The sequence below is a fragment of the Nonomuraea sp. C10 genome, assembly GCF_008017515.1.
Lineage (GTDB): Bacteria > Actinomycetota > Actinomycetes > Streptosporangiales > Streptosporangiaceae > Nonomuraea > Nonomuraea ferruginea.
Genome location: NZ_VPFF01000001.1, coordinates 1,010,856 through 1,026,776 on the forward strand (window position 1 = coordinate 1,010,856; position 15,921 = coordinate 1,026,776).

General features: G+C 70.2%; 15 protein-coding genes. 9 read left to right on the plus strand and 6 right to left on the minus strand.

Translation table 11 applies throughout. The features are described from left to right. Positions 1-13 precede the first annotated feature (13 nt). Positions 14-799: an enoyl-CoA hydratase/isomerase family protein gene (locus tag FR742_RS04740; protein WP_148029787.1), complete on the plus strand. Its 786-nt coding sequence runs from the start codon at positions 14-16 to the stop codon at positions 797-799. Positions 800-891: 92 nt separating this feature from the next. Here the strand turns inward: FR742_RS04740 and FR742_RS04745 are convergent, their stop codons facing one another. After that, positions 892-1,770 carry an LLM class flavin-dependent oxidoreductase gene (locus FR742_RS04745; protein ID WP_148029788.1) on the minus strand — a complete coding sequence of 293 codons (879 nt, stop codon included), beginning with the start codon at positions 1,768-1,770 and terminating at the stop codon, positions 892-894. Positions 1,771-1,967: 197 nt separating this feature from the next. Here FR742_RS04745 and FR742_RS04750 point away from each other — a divergent pair, with 197 nt between their 5' ends. The 7 genes from FR742_RS04750 to FR742_RS04780 all read left to right on the plus strand — a co-directional run bounded on the left by FR742_RS04750 (position 1,968) and on the right by FR742_RS04780 (position 8,400). Further along, complete coding sequence (locus tag FR742_RS04750) at positions 1,968-2,480, plus strand: flavin reductase family protein (RefSeq protein ID WP_187280996.1); 513 nt, start codon at positions 1,968-1,970, stop codon at positions 2,478-2,480. 6 nt (positions 2,481-2,486) lie between these two features. Further along, on the plus strand, positions 2,487-3,560 hold the full coding sequence (locus FR742_RS04755) for an LLM class flavin-dependent oxidoreductase (RefSeq protein ID WP_148029790.1): 1,074 nt from the start codon (positions 2,487-2,489) through the stop codon (positions 3,558-3,560). Then, positions 3,557-4,435 (plus strand): SMP-30/gluconolactonase/LRE family protein, encoded by an 879-nt coding sequence (locus FR742_RS04760; RefSeq protein ID WP_148029791.1) that lies wholly within the window; start codon positions 3,557-3,559, stop codon positions 4,433-4,435. The genes FR742_RS04755 and FR742_RS04760 overlap by 4 nt, the downstream gene beginning before the upstream one ends. After that, positions 4,432-5,517 (plus strand): LLM class flavin-dependent oxidoreductase, encoded by a 1,086-nt coding sequence (locus FR742_RS04765; RefSeq protein ID WP_148029792.1) that lies wholly within the window; start codon positions 4,432-4,434, stop codon positions 5,515-5,517. The genes FR742_RS04760 and FR742_RS04765 overlap by 4 nt, the downstream gene beginning before the upstream one ends. Positions 5,518-5,547: 30 nt before the next feature. Continuing rightward, positions 5,548-7,077 carry a class I adenylate-forming enzyme family protein gene (locus FR742_RS04770; RefSeq protein ID WP_261808839.1) on the plus strand — a complete coding sequence of 510 codons (1,530 nt, stop codon included), beginning with the start codon at positions 5,548-5,550 and terminating at the stop codon, positions 7,075-7,077. A gap of 91 nt (positions 7,078-7,168) precedes the next feature. Beyond that, positions 7,169-7,831, plus strand: a complete 663-nt coding sequence (locus FR742_RS04775; protein WP_148029794.1) for a TetR/AcrR family transcriptional regulator — start codon at positions 7,169-7,171, stop codon at positions 7,829-7,831. A gap of 209 nt (positions 7,832-8,040) precedes the next feature. After that, positions 8,041-8,400 (plus strand): hypothetical protein, encoded by a 360-nt coding sequence (locus tag FR742_RS04780; RefSeq protein WP_148029795.1) that lies wholly within the window; start codon positions 8,041-8,043, stop codon positions 8,398-8,400. A 60-nt stretch (positions 8,401-8,460) separates the two neighbouring features. Here FR742_RS04780 and FR742_RS04785 read toward each other — a convergent pair whose 3' ends face one another. The 3 genes from FR742_RS04785 to FR742_RS04795 all read right to left on the minus strand — a co-directional run bounded on the left by FR742_RS04785 (position 8,461) and on the right by FR742_RS04795 (position 11,414). Next, complete coding sequence (locus FR742_RS04785) at positions 8,461-9,096, minus strand: DedA family protein (protein ID WP_261808357.1); 636 nt, start codon at positions 9,094-9,096, stop codon at positions 8,461-8,463. A 178-nt stretch (positions 9,097-9,274) separates the two neighbouring features. Continuing rightward, positions 9,275-10,213: a sigma-70 family RNA polymerase sigma factor gene (locus FR742_RS04790; protein WP_148029797.1), complete on the minus strand. Its 939-nt coding sequence runs from the start codon at positions 10,211-10,213 to the stop codon at positions 9,275-9,277. A gap of 10 nt (positions 10,214-10,223) precedes the next feature. Continuing rightward, on the minus strand, positions 10,224-11,414 hold the full coding sequence (locus FR742_RS04795) for an NAD(P)/FAD-dependent oxidoreductase (RefSeq protein ID WP_148029798.1): 1,191 nt from the start codon (positions 11,412-11,414) through the stop codon (positions 10,224-10,226). Between the two features lie 214 nt (positions 11,415-11,628). On the opposite strand from FR742_RS04795, the gene FR742_RS04800 reads away from it, so the two are divergent. Further along, the gene (locus tag FR742_RS04800) at positions 11,629-12,525 is read left to right on the plus strand and encodes a CAP domain-containing protein (protein WP_148029799.1); all 897 of its coding nucleotides are present in this window, start codon (positions 11,629-11,631) and stop codon (positions 12,523-12,525) included. Between the two features lie 13 nt (positions 12,526-12,538). On the opposite strand, the gene FR742_RS04805 is transcribed toward FR742_RS04800, so the two are convergent. After that, a complete protein-coding gene (locus FR742_RS04805; protein WP_148029800.1) occupies positions 12,539-14,131 on the minus strand; it encodes an FG-GAP-like repeat-containing protein in 1,593 nt (530 codons plus the stop codon). 118 nt (positions 14,132-14,249) lie between these two features. Continuing rightward, positions 14,250-15,884, minus strand: a complete 1,635-nt coding sequence (locus tag FR742_RS45040) for an FG-GAP-like repeat-containing protein (RefSeq protein ID WP_222708838.1) — start codon at positions 15,882-15,884, stop codon at positions 14,250-14,252. Positions 15,885-15,921: the final 37 nt, after the last annotated feature.

The following is a 15,921-nucleotide window of genomic DNA, read 5'->3' on the forward strand; positions in this document are numbered from 1 at the left end:
GAGGAGGCCGTACGTGCTGCGCCAGGAGAACTATCGCAGGATCGCCATCGAGCGGCGTGGGGCCGTCACCGTGCTCACGCTGAACCGCCCCGAGCGGCGCAACGCCGTCGACGACGTCATGCACTCGGAGCTTTCGACGCTGTTCCGCGAGGCGCGGCGGAGCACCGACGCCGAGGTCTACGTGCTCACCGGCGCGGGGGAGGCCTTCTGCGCCGGCGGGGACACCGACCCCGGCCGTCCCTATGCCTCGCTCACCGGCCTGACGCCGATCCAGGAGGCCGCCGAGATCGTCTACGGCATCCTGGAGCTGGACCAGCCGCTGATCGCCGCGGTCAACGGCGACGCCACGGGGCTGGGGGCGATGCTGGCCTCCGCCGCCGACGTGTCCTTCGCCGTGCCTTCGGCCCGCTTCGGTGACGCGCACGTGCAGGTCGGGCTGCCCGCCGGCAACGGCCCCGCCGCGCTGTGGCCGCTGCTCGCCGGGCCGCAGCGGGCCAAGCGGCTGCTGCTCGGCGGCGAGATGATCAGCACCGACCAGGCCGTCGCCTGGGGGCTGCTGCACGAGCTGGTCACCGAGGGTTCCGCCCTGGACGCCGCCCTGGCGCTGGCCGGACGCTGGGCCGAGCTGCCCCGCGCGGCCGTACGCGGCACCAAGGCCACGATCAACGCTGCCGTACGCGCGGCGGTCGCCCAGGTCCTGCCCCTGTCGCTGGCCCTGGAGGAACAGGCGATGGCCGCCCCCGACTTCCGCCGGCGACTCGCCGCAGCGCACGAGACACGGCGAGCCGCCACGGGCTGACGCCCGCAGCGCCGGGCGACCTCCGTGACGGCGCTCAGCCGCCCCGCAGCGCCGGACGTCCTTCGCGGCGGGCCGCTGCGAGCTGACGGCGCTCAGCTGTTCCGCAGTGCCGGGATGACATCTGTGACGATGCGGCGGACGGTGTCCTCGTCGGCCTGGTCGTCCGGCCAGTAGTCCTGCGGTGGCCAGTAGAAGACGAACCGGTCGATGCCGGCCGCACGGTAGCGGGAGACGAAGCTCGCGAAAGCGTCCGGGCCGGCCCACATGTTCTCCGAGCTGACCAGCGGGCGGCCGGTCAGCAGCGTGCGGCCCAGCGTGGCCGGGTCCCGGCCGGCCTCCTCACACGCGCGTTCCATCCGGCGCACCTGGCGGGCGGTGCGGTCGAGGTGTTCGGCCGCGGAAAGGCCGAAGCCGCCGAAGGTGCTCCAGGCGTCCCCGTACCGCGCGGCGGTGGCCATGGCGTGCGGTCCGTGGGCGGCGACGGTGAGCGGCGGACGCGGGGATCGCATGGGCCGCGGGCCGAGCGGCGGGATGCGGGAACGGTAGTACCGCCCGGGCTCGACAGGCTCGCCGCGCAGGACCCGGTCGAGGAGCGCGACGGCCTCCCGGAACCGCTCCGCGCGCTCCCGCCCCGGCCACGGTCGCGAACCGGCCAGCGCGTGGTCGGAGTCGGCGTACCCGGAGCCGAGGCCGACCTCCAGCCGCCCCTGGCTGATCCGTTCCACGGTCAGGGCCTGGCGGGCCAGCAGCGCCGGATGACGCACCACCGGGCTGGACACCAGGCTGCCCAGGCGGATCGTCGTGGTCGCGGTCGCGAGGGCCGCCAGTGTGCTCCAGGCCTCCAGCCAGTCCTGCGCGGGATCCGCCGGGCTGGTCAGGTGGTCGTCGACCCACGCGTGGTCGAATCCGAGCCGTTCGGCCAGCAGGCAGTGGTCTCGCAGCGTCTGCCAGGACACCTTCGGAATGAGCATGACGCCGAAGGCCGGACCCGCCGGGGGATTTCTGTCAGCATCCACGTTGACGCAAACTAGGTGCGATGCTAGCGTGACGTCAACATCAATGGTGACGTGCACGCGGAAACCCGGCGCGTACCAGCAGACTCGATCCAACGACCTGGGAGACGAGGCAGATGGTGGTCCGAACCCCGACCCGTCGGCCAGCGGTCGACATGTTCGACTCCGATCGGTTCCGGCAAGTGATGGGCCACGTCCCGACGGGGGTGGCCGTGGTGACGGCGATGACGCGACAGGGCCCGGTCGGGCTCACCGTCGGGTCCTTCGTCTCGGCGTCACTGGACCCGCCGCTGGTCGGCTTCCTGCCGGCCCGGACGTCCACGACCTGGCCGCTGATCGTGCCGCTCGGCACCTTCTGCGTGAACGTCCTCGGCGAGGACGACGAGAGCCTGTGCCGCGGCTTCGCGCGGTCGGGTGGCCGCAAGTTCGACGGGGTCGACTGGACCTTGTCCGAGGCCACCGGCTCGCCCGTCATCTCCGGGGCGCTGGCCTGGTTCGACTGCGCCTTCGAGCACAGCTACCCGGCCGGTGACCACCTGTTCGTCCTGGGCCGCGTGCTCGACCTCGGCGTCCGCGCGCAGGGCCGACCCCTGATCTTCTGTCATGGCCGCTATCAGCAACTGGCCACGGGCTCCACGGCCGGCAGCGCCGTATCCTTTGGAGGATAAATCCCCATGCGTGTAGGTATGACCTGCATCTTCGAAGGTCACGAGAACGCGACCGACGACGAGATCTACCAGACGGAGCTCCGCCTGGCCGACCTCGCGGAACCGCTGGGCTTCGACGCCCTGTGGGGCGTGGAGCACCACTTCACGTCCTACACCATGATCCCGGACGTCCTGCAGTTCCTGACCTACATGGCAGGACGCACCGAGCGCATCCAGCTCGGCTCCGGCGCGGTCATCCTGCCCTGGCACGACCCGATCCGGGTCGCCGAGCAGGTCGCCGTCCTGGACATCGTGTCCAACGGCCGGTTCGTCTTCGGTCTCGGCCGGGGCCTCGGCCGCATCGAGTTCGAGGGCTTCGGGATCCCGATGGGGGAGTCCCGTGAGCGCTTCGTGGAGGCCGCCGACATCATCATGTCGGCCCTGGACACCGGCATCCTGGAGTACGACGGCAAGTACTACCAGATCCCGCGCCGCGAGCTGCGCCCCAAGCCGGCGCGCAGGTTCGACGACCGCCTCTACGCCGCCGCCGTGTCGCCCGAGTCGGTGCGGATCATGGCCGACATCGGCGCGGGCATCCTGATCAACCCGCAGAAGGACTGGATGGAGGTCGCCGAGGACCTCGCGGGCTACCGGGCCACCTTCAAGGAGATCAAGGGGGTCGACGCGCCGGCCCCGCTGGTCACCGGCTGGGTCTGCTGCGACGAGGACCCCATCAAGGCCAGGGACATGGCCCAGGAGTACATCGGCGGCTATTACGAGTACGTCCTGAACCACTACGAGCTGGGCGGGCGGCACTTCGACACCACGCTCGGCTACGAGTACTACCAGCGGCTCGCCCGCTCGATCCAGAAGCACGGCTCCGACCGCGTCGTGGACAACTTCATCGAGCTGCAGATCTGGGGCACCCCCGACCAGTGCCTGGAGCGCATCGTCGCCATCCAGGAGAAGGTCGGCAACGACGGGTTCAACGGCGTGTTCAACTTCGCCGGCATGACCCCGGAGACCGCCGAGAAGAACCTGCGCCTGTTCGCCGCCGAGGTCATGCCGCGGGTCAAGGCCCTCGGACCGGTCCGGCCATGACCAGCCCGGGGTTCCGGGTCGTCACCGGCGGCCTCGGCTTCCCCGAGGGGCCGAGCCATCTGGGCGACGGGGCCGTGGCCGTGGTCGAGATGCAGGGACAGGTGGTCACCCGGGTCGCGGCCGACGGCGGCAAGACGGTGCTCGCCCGGCTCGGCGGCGGGCCCAACGGCAGCGCCCTCGGCGCCGACGGCGCGATCTACGTCGCCGACAACGGGGGCCTGTCGGCGACCCGGTCCGGCGGCTACTGGCACGCGCCCGAGCCGGTCGACGGCCGTGTGCAGAAGGTGCTCGACGGGCAGGTCACGGTGGTCGCCACCGGCCTGCCGGGGCCGCCGCCGCACCGTCCCAACGACCTGTGCTTCGGCCCCGACGGCCGGCTCTACGTCACCGACTCGCACAACTGGGAGGACCTGCGCGGCCTGAAGCCCGGCCGGATCTGCGCGATCTCCCCGGACCGTACGATCACGCAGGTCGCCGAGGTCCCGGCGATGCCCAACGGCATCGCCTTCGGGCCGGACGGCCGGCTCTACGTGGCCCAGTCGATGACCCGCAAGATCCTGGTCTTCGACTGGTCGGCCGGGACGGGCCTCGGCGACCCGCGGGTCTTCGCCAAGCTTCCGGCCGGCTCGCCCGACGGCATGTGCTTCGACGCCGGCGGCGACCTCTACGTCTGCGGCAGCGTCGGGCACGTCATCTTCGTCTATGACGCCGTCGGCGCCCTCAAGCGGACCATCGAGGTCCCCACGGGAGCACAGCCGACCAACTGCTGCATCGGTGACGGTCAGCTCTATGTCACCTTCTCCATGACCGGCGAGCTGGTCGCCTACGACCTGCAGGTGACCGCGCTGCCACTGCACGAGGGAGTTATCACATGAAGTTCGGCCTGATGTACGAGATCCCCGTGCCCCGCCCGTGGAACGACCGCAGCGCGTACGACGCCTTCGAGAACACGCTGCGCCAGATCGAGCTCGCCGACCGGCTGGGGTTCCACAGCGTCTGGACGGTGGAGCACCACTTCCTCGGCGACTACTCCCATTCCTCCGCGCCCGAGGCGTTGTACGGCGCCATCGCGGCACGGACCAGGAACATCCGCATCGGCCACGGGGTCCGGCTGCTGCCCTTCCCGTACAACCATCCGGTGCGCGCCGCCGAGGCCGCGGCCACCATCGACATCATCTCCAACGGCCGCCTGGAGTTCGGCACCGGCCGGTCCGGCACCCGCATCGAGCTGGAGGGCTTCGGCATCAACCCCTCCGACACCCGCCCGATGTGGGAGGAGGCCCTTGACGTGATCATGGGGTGCTGGACCGAGGAGACCTTCTCCTGGGAGGGGGAGTACTTCAAGATCCCGCCGCGGGGCGTGGTGCCCAAGCCGCTGCAGGCGCCGCACCCGCCGCTGTGGGGCGCGTCCTCCAGTTCCGACAGCCACGAGCTGATGGGCGAGAAGGGCATCGGCCTGCTGTCGTTCTCCGTCGCGTCGGGGCCGGAGACGCTGGTCAAGCGGTTCGGCCGGTACCGCGACGGCATCCGCCGCGCCAAGCCGGTCGGCAAGTACGTCAACGAGCAGATCGCCACCTTCACCCAGGTGCACTGCGCGGAGACCACCGAGGACGCCTACGCAGAAGCCGGTCCCCGCTTCGGGTGGTACGTCCAGGAGTCGTTGAAGAAGATCGCCGAACTCAGCGACTGGAAGGACGGCACCCAGCTCGGCAGCTACGAGTACGCCAAGCGGCTCCTCGGCGGTGTCGACCTGAACACGCTGGACTTCGACTACCTGCTCAAGAACGACGCGGTGATCGTCGGCAACCCCGACCAGTGCGTCGAGATGGCCAAGCGGTACGAGGCGGTGGGCACCGACCTGCTGCTCTGCCTCGTGCAGCCCTATGACATTCCGCATGAAAAGGTCATGAAGTCGATCGAGCTTCTCGGTACGCACGTGCTGCCGGAGTTCTCCTGACCCTTGACTCCAGATGGGGTGCCGATGTCCATGCAGCGCACGAGCCGCACCGGTGACTGGATCCGGATCCACGCCCGGAACACGCCGAACAAGCCATGCTTTGTGACCGATACCGATTCGTACTCCTTCGCGGAGGTCAACAGCCGCGTCAACCGGGTGGCCCACGAGTTGCGCCGCATGGGCGTGGTGAAGGGCGACCGCGTGGCGCTGTTCGCCACCGACTCCACGAGCTACATGGAGGTGCTGCTCGCCTGCATGAAGCTGGGCGCGGTGTACGTCCCGCTGAACTACCGCCTCGCCCGGCCCGAACTGCAGACCCTGCTGCGCACCGCCGAGGCCAAGGTGCTGTTCTTCAGCGAGCGCTACGCCTCGATGGTGGAGTCCGTCGACGTGCCGACGCTGACCGCCGCGATCTGCTTCGAGAAGTCCCCCGTCGCCGACCGCGACTACGGACAACTGCTCGCCACCGGCGAGGATCACGAGATCGACACGGTGATCAACGACGACGAGCTGATGTGCCTCGCCTTCACCAGCGGCACCACCGCGCTGCCCAAGGGCGTCATGCACCACCAGCGCATGGTCAAGCACATGACGTTCCAGTGCATCCTGGAGCGGCGGCTGCCGGCGGAGGCGTTCCACTACTCCCCGGCACCGCTGTTCCACGCCGCCGGCATGTGTTACGTGCTGTCGGGCGTGGCCCGCGGCAACCCGTCGCTGATCCTGGACGGATTCGACCCCGCCACGGTGCTCAAGTGGCTGCGCCGTGACGTGCTCCACGGCGTCTTCCTGGTCCCCACCATGATCGAGATGCTCCTGCAGGAGCCCGGCGTCGAGAAGGGCGGCTACCACAACCTGCTGTCGATCGCCTACGGCGCGGCCCCGATGTCGCCGAGCCTGCTCCGCAGGGCCATGAAGACCTTCCGGTGCGACTTCATGAACCTGTTCGGGGCCGGGACGGAGGCGGGCCTCCAGACCGTGCTCACTCCCGAGGACCACCACCGGGCGCTGAAAGGCCACGAGCACCTGCTCGGCTCGATCGGCAAGCCCGGCATGGGCGTGGACCTGCGGCTGTGCGACGAGGAGCTGAACGATGTCCCGGACGGCGAGGTCGGCGAGATCGTCACCAGGTCCGACGCGGTGATGGCCGGCTATCTCAACATGCCGGAGGCGACGAACGAGGTGCTGGTCGACGGCTGGTTCCGGGGCGGCGACCTGGCCCGGCGGGACGAGGAGGGATACCTGTACCTCTCCGGGCGCAAGAAGGATATGATCATCCGCGGCGGGGAGAACGTCTACCCCGTCGAGATCGAGCAGGTGCTGAGCGAGCATCCGGCGGTGCTGGAGGTCTCGGTGGTCGGCGTCCCGGACGAGCGCTGGGGCGAGATCGTCCGGGCGCACGTGGTGGTCGCCCCCGGAGCCTCCTTCGAAGAGGACCAGGCCAGGGACTTCTGCCGCGCCCGGCTCGCCGGCTACAAGGTGCCGGAGACCTTCCAGATAGAGCCGGACCTCCCGCGCAACGCCAGCGGCAAGGTGCTGAAGCGAGTCCTGCGGGAACGGTGACGGCCACCGCGGCGGGGGCGCCGGCCCCCGCCGCCTGCGCTATCATCAACGTTGCTGTTTATGCGAGTCGAGCTGAGGGAGGGGGACACCGATGGCTCCTCGGGAACGGCGCCCACCGCCGCCGAGCGACATCGCCCGCCGCCGGATGGAGCGACGCCTGGCCAGCGGCCGCAAGTCCGACGCGCGGTGGAAGGAGGTCCTGGAGGGCGCGGGACGCGTCTTCGAGCAGTTGGGCTACGCCCAGGCCACCCTGGAGAACGTGGCGGCCGAGGTCGGCATCAACCGGGCGACTCTCTACTACTACGTCGGCACGAAGGAAGAACTGCTCGTCGCGCTGCTGCACCAGCCCATCGAGCAGATGCGCGCCGAACTGGAGCGGATCGTCGCCGAGGAGGCGACCGCGCCGGAGAAGCTGGTCAGCGGGCTGCGCGCGTACGTGCTGGCCATGTCACGCCGCCCGGAGCTGTTCATCTTCATGCGGGAGAACCTCGACCAGGTGGTGAACGGGGGCGAGGCGACCGACATCAAGGAGAACGCCGACCGGTGGGGCCGCTTGCTCGCCCAGGTGATCACGGAAGGGGCGAAGGCCGGGGAGTTCCGCGACGACATCGACCCGACCGTGGCCGTGATGGGCATCGTGGGCATGTTCAACTGGACCTACCGGTGGTACGACCCGCAGGGCCCGCGCAGCCTGGTGGACATCGGCGAGGACTTCATCGAGATGTCGCTGTCCGCCCTTTCCCCGGGCCGCTGACCCGGGTGCCGACGCGAGGCGCGCCCGCTCCCGCGAGGGGCGCCCCGTTCACTTCTTGACGTGATCGGGCGCTGGACGCGGAGAGTAATTGCATGGATACTCTTCGTGTCAGGCCCTTTCGCCCCCGTCACCGCTCTCCAGCACCGCATTCGCCGGCGTGTTTCGTGCTGCCCGGAGTGCGTCACCAGGGGCACGCAAGAAGGAGAGTTATGCAGTTCAAGAAGCTCCTGACCCTTCCGCTCGCCCTGCTCGCGGCGGGCGCGTGCGTGACCACCGCCGCCGCGGCCAGCACGACGAACGTCCCCGCCGCGGCGGCCCGCCAGGCGGCGCTGCCCTCCGGCTACCAGCTCGTGACGCTGCCCAACGCCAACGTCCCCAACTTCCAGCGCCGCACGCTCTACTGCCCCGGCGGCAAGAAGGTCCTCGGCGGCGGCGCCGAGGCCCGCGGCAACAGGGCGATCCTGGTCGGCTCGTTCCCCACCGATGACGGACGCGGCTGGATCGGCATCGGCCGCCAGGACGGCTACAACGACGTAGGCATCAGCGTCTTCGCCATCTGCGCCGACTGACCCGCGCGCGTCGGCCCCGGCCGGACCACCCGGCCGGGGCCGACGCGTATCACCGACGGCTCACGCGCGCTCGTCGTCCCCGTGATCCGTCGCCGCCCGGCGCCGGCGCCGCAGCACCGCCACCGCCACCAGCGCCACAGCCGCGAGAAGCAGCCACGAGAAGCGCCCCAGGAGCCCTTCCAGGTGAGCGGCCGACGCCCCGGCGAACGCGCCCAGGCCGACGTACACCGCCGACCACAGCAACGACCCTGCCAGTGAAGCCGGGAGGAACCGGTTGTAGGGCAGATGCGCCGCCCCCGCCGCCGCCGGCGTGAGTGTGCGGACGACCGGGACCAGCCGGGTGAGGAACACCGCCGCCGCGCCGTGACGGTGCAGCGCGTCGGTCGCGCGATCCCAGTGCCGCACCCCGAGCCTTCGCACCGCCCGCGTATCCCGCATGCGACCGGCGTACCGCTGTCCGAGCCAGTAGCCGACGTGGTCGCCGGCCGTGACCCCCAGCGCGACGATCAGCAGCAGGGCAGCGAACCGCCCGGGGGTGGTGGCGGCGACCCCCAGCAGCAGCACGCCCGTCTCGCCGGGCAGGACCGAACCGACCCCCAGCCCCGACTCGGCGAACGCCATGGCTCCGGCCACCAGCCCGAGCAGAGGGAAGGGGAGATCGCTGACCGCCTGAACGCCCTCAGCGATCCAGTCCACCCGGCGCCCTCCCATGCGCTTCCGGGGCCGCTGGTACGAGTGCCGAGAAGAGGAACGGTGGTGCGTGCATCCGGATCATGGTGGCACGCGGCGCGGCGCCTGCCATCAGGGAGAGCCCTGACTCGGGACCTGGGCCCGTACGGAATCATCCCTACGGGTCCCGGGAGTTCGGGCCGGGTCACCACTCGGTGACGAGCGGCGTGTCCCGGTCGTGCTGCCGCCAGGCCGCGGCGAGGCGGGCGAGGCGGGCGGGGGCGGCGATGCCGCGCACGGTCGCGATCTTGCCGTCGGCGATGTCGAACGACATGGTGCCCACGACCCGGTCGCCGACCACGAAGAGGGCCGCGGGGGCGCCGTTGACCACCGCGTAGTGGATGGCGGACGTGCCGCCGGCGAGCCGCCGTTTCGCGGAAGTGGATCTGAGACCGGCCCGTACGACGGCGGCGACGCGCCGCGCAGTGTCGACCCGCAGCAGCGTCTCGGTCAGGCCGGCGCTGTCGGAGACCGCGGTCGCGTCGTCGGTGAGCAGCGCGACCAGCCGTTCGGTGCGGCCCGAGGCGGCGGCGGCGAGGAACTCCTCGACGATCCCGCGGGCGGACTCGGGGTCGATCTCGCCGCCGCCCCGGCGCGCGGCGGCGATGCGCTGCCGGGCCCGATGGAGGTGCTGCTGACTCGCGGACTCGGTGATGTCGAGGATCTCGGCGATCTCGGCATGGCTGTACGAGAACGCCTCGCGCAGCACGTAGACGGCCCGCTGGACGGGGGACAGGCGCTCCATGAGGGTCAGCACGGCCAGGGACACCGACTCGCGCTGTTCGTAGGTGTCGGCCGGGCCGAGCATCGGATCGCCCTTGAGCAGCGGTTCGGGCAGCCACACGCCGACCGCGCGCTCGCGCCTGGCCCGCGCGGAGCGGAGCCGGTCGAGGCACAGGTTGGTGACGATCTTGGTCAGCCACGCCTCCGGCACCTCGATCCGGTCGCGGTCGGCCGCCTGCCAGCGCAGGAACGCGTCCTGCGCGGCGTCCTCGGCGTCGGCGGCGGAGCCGAGCAGACGGTACGCGAGCGAGGCCAGCCGGGACCGGCTGGCCTCGAACTGCTCGGTGGCGAGGGCGTCCACGCGGCCGACTCTAGGCAACGGCGGCCTCGGCCGAGCGATCGGGCCGGGCGGCCAGGCGGCGCTTCCTGGCCGGCATGCCGAAGGTCGGGTGGCTCATGCTCCAGGCGGAGCTCCTGATGATGCCCTTCTTCAGCAGCGCGGCCGTGCGGCCCCGCAGGGACCAGGCCTTGGGCCGGGCGTCACCGTCGACCAGCTGGAAGATCGCGTCGCGCCGCCCGAGGCTGATGTGGTTGCCGTAGTACTTCAGCGTGGTCGACGGGACCTCGCGGCCGGTCAGCCGCCCGACGATCGCCTCGACCGCCTGGATGCCCGTGAAACCGGCCGAGGCGCACGACATCGGCAGCGGCAGGCCGTTCTCGCCGACGGCGTGGACGCTGTCGCCGGCGGCGTAGACGTCGGGGTGCGAGACCGACCGCATGGTGCGGTCGACGACGATCCGACCGGCCTCGGTGACCTCCAGCCCGGCGGCGGCGGCGATGGGGCCGACCGCGAACCCGGCCGTCCACACGGTCGCGTCGGAGGCCAGGGCGGTGCCGTCCGTGCACAGCACCCGCGCCGCTTCGACGGCTTCGACGCCGGTGTGCTCAAGGACGGTGATGCCCAGCCGGTCGCAGGCCTGCCGCAGGTGGCCGCGGGCTCCGGCGGACAGCCGGGCGCCCAGCTGTTCGCGGGCGACCAGCGTGACCGACAGGCCGGGCCGGGATTCGGCGAGCTCGGTGGCGGTCTCGATGCCGGTCAGCCCGTCGCCGACGACCAGCACGTTCCCGCCCTCGCCCCGTCCTTCCAGGCTGTCCAGGCGCTCGCGCAGGCGCAGCGCCGAGGCCCGGCCGGCGACGTCGAAGGCGTGCTCGGCCACGCCGGGGACGCCGCCGGCGACGTGGCTGCCGAGCGCGTAGAGCAGCGTGTCGTAGCCGAGCTCGCCGCCGGCGTCGGCCACGGTGACGACCCGGCGCTCGGGGTCGACAGCGGTGACACGGGCCAGGCGCAGCCGTATCCCCGTGCCCGCGAAGACATCTTCGAGTCTCCGGGTCTCCAGCTCGTGCCCGGCCGCGAGCTGGTGCAGCCGCATCCGCTCGACGAAGTGCGGCTCGGCGTTGACCACGGTGATCTCGGTGTCCGCCGGGGACAGCCGCCGGGCCAGGATCCCGGCCGCGTAGGCCCCGGCGTAGCCGGCGCCGAGGACGACGATGCGGTGCTTCATGTGGTGCTCCTGTCGGTGCGCTTGCTTCCGGTGACTTGAGCGGTGCGGCGCTCCGATTGCTGACAGGACCGCGTATGGCATGGGTCACACAGACCGCCCGACCCTTGGTTGACGCTGCGTACGGGGCGAAATGTCCGTATTGTCGTGACAAGTCAGTATCGGAACCGGCAGAATGCGGGACCACCAGCGTCTCCCCTCCCCTGGAGGAACCCTCATGCGCCGAACCCTAGGGGCACTCGCCGTGGTCGCCGGCCTCACCGCCTGCGCCCCGTCCACCAGCGGAGCGGCGCCCGAGGCGGCCGAGCCGGTGGGCGGCGTCGCGCCGGCGAAGACCGAGGAGGCGACTCCCGAGCCGGCCCCCGAATCGGACGAGTGCCGCGTGAGCGTGGTCAAGCCGGGCGTCTCCGCCCTCGGTATCCGGGCCTCGGCCGTGCGCCGTGGATGTGAGCACCCGGCGCTGCTGCGCGTCCGGGTCATGCGCGCCGTCCCCGGCGACGATCCGGTCATCAAGAGCGGAGCCACCAGGAAGGGCCGCATCACCCTGAAGCTGCCCTGCGAGCCGGGCACGTACTACACGGTCGCCACCGACTACCGGGGCGGCACCGCCAAGTCCAAGGCCACCCGGGTGACCTGCGCCACCCCCACGCCCACCCCTAAGCCCACTCCCACTCCCACCAAGGAGACGCCGGCTCCCGAGAAGAAGAAGGAGGCCGTCCAGTCCGTCGGCACGGCACTGGAGAACGAGGTCGTCCGGCTGACCAACGCCGAGCGGGCCAAGGGCGGCTGCGACCCGCTCAAGCACGACGCGCGGCTGCGTAAGGCCGCGTCCGGGCACTCGGCCGACATGGCGGAGAACGACTACTTCGACCACGACTCCCAGGACGGCCGCGACATGGCCGACCGCATCCGTGCGACCGGCTTCACCGGCTCCGCCTTGGCCGAGAACATCGCCATGGGACAACGGTCGGCGGCCGAGGCGGTCCGGGGCTGGATGAACAGCGAGGGCCACCGGCAGAACATCATGAACTGCTCGTACACCCTCATCGGGGTGGGTGCGGCCAAGAACGCGCAGGGGCAGATCTACTGGACACAGAACTTCGCCGCCAGGTGACTCGGCGAAGCGGCTACCAGTTGCCGAGGACGAGGCGTCCGTCGACGGGGCCGAGGGCGTAGGGGCCGGAGGTGTACCACTTGCCGGCGTAGGACAGGCCGTTCTTCCAGACGTGGTAGCTGAAGGTGCCGTCGGAGTTCTGGTAGGTGGCGACGATGTCGTCCTTGCCGTCTCCGTCGACGTCTCCGGAGGCGACGCGGTTGCCGACGTTGGACATGGTCCAGCCGCCGGAGGTGTAGTCGGAGGCGCGGCTGAAGGCGGATCCGGTGGAGGTCCATCGGTAGATGGTCATGGATCCGTCGCCGTCGTCGCGCATCATGGCGGGTTCTGCCTTGCCGTCACCGGTGAGATCGGCGACGACGAGGCGTCCATCGACGGGACCGAGGGCGTAAGGGCCGGAGGTGTACCACTTGCCGGCGTAGGACAGGCCGTTCTTCCAGACGTGGTAGCTGAAGGTGCCGTCGGAGTTCTGGTAGGTGGCGACGATGTCGTCCTTGCCGTCTCCGTCGACGTCTCCGGAGGCGACGCGGTTGCCGACGTTGGACATGGTCCAGCCGCCGGAGGTGTAGTCGGTCGCGCGGCTGAAGGCGGATCCGGTGGAGGTCCACCGGTAGATGGTCATGGATCCGTCGCCGTCGTCGCGCATCATGGCCGGTTCCGCTTTGCCATCACCCGTGAGGTCAGCCAGGACGAGCCGTCCACCGACCGGACCCAGGGCGTAAGGCCCAGAGGTGTACCACTTACCGGCGTAGGACACCCCGTTCTTCCAGACGTGGAAGCTGAAGGTGCCGTCGGAGTTCTGGTACGCGGCGACGACATCGTCCTTGCCGTCACCATCGACATCACCGGAAGCCACCCGGTCCCCGGTGTTGGACATGGTCCAGCCGCCGGAGGTGTAGTCGGAGGCGCGACTGAAGGCCGATCCGGTGGAGGTCCACCGGTAGATGGTCATCGACCCGTCACCGTCGTCGCGCATCATCGCCGGCCCCTCGGTCCCACCTCCGCCGGCGTAGGGCCAGATCGTGTTGGCGATGATCTGGCCGTCGCCGGCCTGCTGTCCATATCTTTCGGGATATGCCGACACCTGGACGGCTTGGCACACTTCGCCGATCGGTGCTGTTCTCCAGCTGTTGTTGGGGTAGAGCCGGAGCATCTTGTTCAGAAACGCGTTGGTGGCCCATGTGGGGTCGAGACGCTGTTCGGCGCTTCCCCAGCTGTCCAGTTGCTGGAACAGTCCCAGGCTGGTGTGGTCGACCTTCTCGCTGATGTTCTGGATGCTGCTCTCGACGATGACGGTGGTCATCGCGATCGCCGCGGCTCGGAGGTCGAGCCCGCGGTCGCGGACGGCTTTGATGATCATTCGCGCGCAGGAGACGCGGTAGGCGGACATGTAACCGCGCATCTTGGCGTTGAGGGTGCTGTTGAGCTGGGTGGCCAAGCTGGCGTCGCGCGCGGTGGTGCCGCGGGGGTCGCAAGGGGCGAGCTGGTACGCGGCCGCCGTGATGGGGGGCGTCGGATCGGCCAGAGCGGGATTCGTCGAGATGGCTAAACCGGTGATGACTGCCGTGCCCGTGATGCCGGCACGGAACATGAGAGATCTGAACATGGGGGGTCCTTCGCAGGGGGAGGCGCCGGTGCCGTCGGTGGAGGCACCGGGGGCGGACGTCATCCGCATGGGGCAGGTCCGGGCATCTCCGGCCCGGACCTGCTATCCAGACGTGGTGTCAGTTCCAGTTGCCGAGGACGAGGCGTCCGTCGACGGGGCCGAGGGCGTAGGGGCCGGAGGTGTACCACTTGCCGGCGTAGGAGAGGCCGTTCTTCCAGACGTGGTAGCTGAAGGTGCCGTCGGAGTTCTGGTAGGTGGCGACGACGTCGTCCTTGCCGTCGCCGTCCACGTCTCCGGAGGCGACGCGGTTGCCGACGTTGGACATGGTCCAGCCGCCGGAGGTGTAGTCGGAGGCGCGGCCGAAGGCTGATCCGGTGGAGGTCCACCGGTAGATGGTCATGGAGCCGTCGCCGTCGTCGCGCATCATGGCCGGTTCTGCCTTGCCGTCACCCGTGAGATCGGCGACGACGAGGCGTCCGTCGACAGGGCCGAGTGCGTAAGGGCCGGAGGTGTACCACTTGCCGGCGTAGGAGACGCCGTTCTTCCACACGTGGTAGCTGAAGGTGCCGTCGGAGTTCTGGTACGTGGCGACGATGTCGTCCTTGCCGTCTCCATCGACGTCGCCGGAGGCCACCCGGTCGCCGACGTTGGCCATCGTCCAGCCGCCGGAGGTGTAGTCGGAGGCGCGGCCGAAGGCTGATCCGGTGGAGGTCCACCGGTAGATGGTCATCGATCCGTCGCCGTCGTCGCGCATCATCGCCGGTTCTGCCTTGCCATCACCGTTGAAGTCGGCGACGACCAGGCGTCCATCGACCGGACCCAGGGCGTAAGGCCCGGAGGTGTACCACTTGCCGGCGTAGGACACCCCGTTCTTCCACACGTGGTAGCTGAAGGTGCCGTCGGAGTTCTGGTACGCGGCGACGACATCGTCCTTGCCGTCCCCGTCGACATCACCGGAGGCCACCCGGTCGCCGACATTGGACATCGTCCAGCCGCCGGAGGTGTAGTCGGAGGCGCGGCCGAAGGCTGATCCGCTGGAGGTCCACCGGTAGATCGTCATGGACCCGTCGCCGTCGTCGCGCATCATCGCCGGCTCCTCGGTCCCGCCTCCTCCGCCGATGTTGTCGTAGCGGATGGGCGTGTAGAGGCCGGCGTAGCTGGCGGACCAGGTGCGCTCGATGGTGCCGGAGCTGCCGGTCTGCTCGATGACGACCGGCTGCGTGTGGGCGCCGTCCGCCCATCGGACGAACAACGCCACATGATTCTCGGAAGTGTTGCCGGTGTGCCGAAGGAGCGCGTCGCCCGGCTGCAGGGAGCTGCGGGAGATCTGGAACGCCCGGTCCATCAGGTTGCCGGTCCAGAAGGCGCTCCCGGAGCCGCCGAGCCCCCACGCCATCGAGACGAATCCGGAGCAGTCGGTGCGGTAGTCGCCGTACGAGTTGCGATAGCACCTCACCTGGCTGTAGGGGACGCCGCCCACGGCAAGCCAGCTGCGCGCCCGAGTGATCACCTGGTTGCGGGTCAGGGCTTTGTCGGCGCCGTTGTTGTCGCAGGGGACCGGGGTGGTCGACACCGCGTACGACCGTATCGCGCCGTCCGACGGCAGACCCGGGTACTCGGGCAGCGGCGGGTCGCCGGGCGGGGGCTCCTGCTGGACCGGCGAGACGGCCGATGCCGGCGTCGCCGCGAACGGGCCGACGATGCCCAAAGGTAAGAGCATGGCCATGGCGGCCAGTCTGGTTAAGCGTCGCATTGTCGATTCCTCCTGTGATGAATGCAGATGCGGTCGG